Genomic DNA, 1143 nt, shown 5'->3' with positions numbered 1-1143 from the left:
GCCAGCCGAGGTCCTTCTGGATGCGTTCGCGGTTGTACCACCCGTCGATGTAGGCGAAGATCGCGTTCTCCGCCTCGTCGCGGGTGCGCCACGAGTTGCGGTAGACCAGTTCGATCTTCAGTGTGCTGAAGAAGTTCTCCATCAGGGCGTTGTCGTAGGAGTCTCCGACGGACCCCATCGAGGGCAGGATCCCGTTGTCTGCCAGGCGTTCGGAGAACTTGATCGCGGTGTAGGTCGACCCGCGGTCGCTGTGATGGATCAACTGTCCGTCACGTACGTCGCGTGACCAGATCCCGTACTCCAAGGCGCCGAGGACGAGGTCGGTGTTGCACCGGTCGGAGGTCTTCCACCCGACGATCCGGTTGGAGAACGCGTCACGGACTGCGGCCAGCCACAGCACACCGTCCCCGCAGGCGATGCGGGTCGCATCCGCCACCCACAGCCGGTTCGGGGCGTCGGTGGTGAAGTTCCGGTTGACCAGGTCCGGCGCCGGATCGGCCTTCGGGTTCTGCTTGGTGGACCCGCCCCGCCAGCCCTTACGCAGGAACGCGCCCTGCAGGTCGTGTTCGCGCATCAGCCGCTCGACTCGTTTACGGCCGACGCGGATGCCGCGGCGTTGCAGTGTTGCGTGCACGCGTGGGCTGCCATACGTCTGCCCGGACCGGTCGTGGATGTCGACGATCTCCGACAGCAACCCGCGGTCCTCGACCTTTCGTGGCCCAGGGGCGGCCTCGCGGGCCAGCCAGCCGTAGTAGGTCGATGGGGCGATCTTGAGGACCCGGAGGACGGGCTCGACCCCGAAGCGGCCACGCAGCTCGCTCACGAGCGTCATGACCGTCGCCGGGTCGGGTCGAGTTCCGATGCGAAAAAAGCGGACGCGGCCTTGAGGATCTCGTTCGCTCTGCGCAGCTCGGCATTCTCCTTGCGGAGCCGGCGCAGTTCCTCGGCCTCGACGGTCGTGGGCCGGTCGAAGCGCTCACCGTGATCAGCCTCGTCCTGGCGGATCCAGTTCCGCAGCGCCTCGGGATGCACACCGAGCTGCTCGGCCAGACGCTTGATCACCGGTTTGGGGTCGGACTCCCGATACAGCCGCACCGCACGCTGGCGCAGCTCATCCGGGTACTTACGAGGGGCAGGCACGAA

The 1143-nt window shown here is 66.6% G+C and carries 2 protein-coding genes; both read right to left on the bottom strand.

The genetic code is table 11. The annotated features are described in order from the left end of the window. The coding region (locus ABZ671_RS32720; protein WP_357865443.1) for an IS3 family transposase at positions 1-832 on the bottom strand (832 nt) is incomplete at its 3' end. Next, positions 829-1143: transposase (locus tag ABZ671_RS32715; RefSeq protein ID WP_357865440.1), on the bottom strand; the 315-nt coding region annotated here is incomplete at its 5' end. The genes ABZ671_RS32720 and ABZ671_RS32715, both read right to left, overlap by 4 nt.

Origin of the sequence: Micromonospora sp. NPDC006766 (assembly GCF_040636055.1) — a bacterium.
Lineage (GTDB): Bacteria > Actinomycetota > Actinomycetes > Mycobacteriales > Micromonosporaceae > Micromonospora.
The sequence above is the reverse complement of the archived record's forward strand: the minus strand, read 5'-3'. Positions and strand labels throughout refer to the sequence as shown.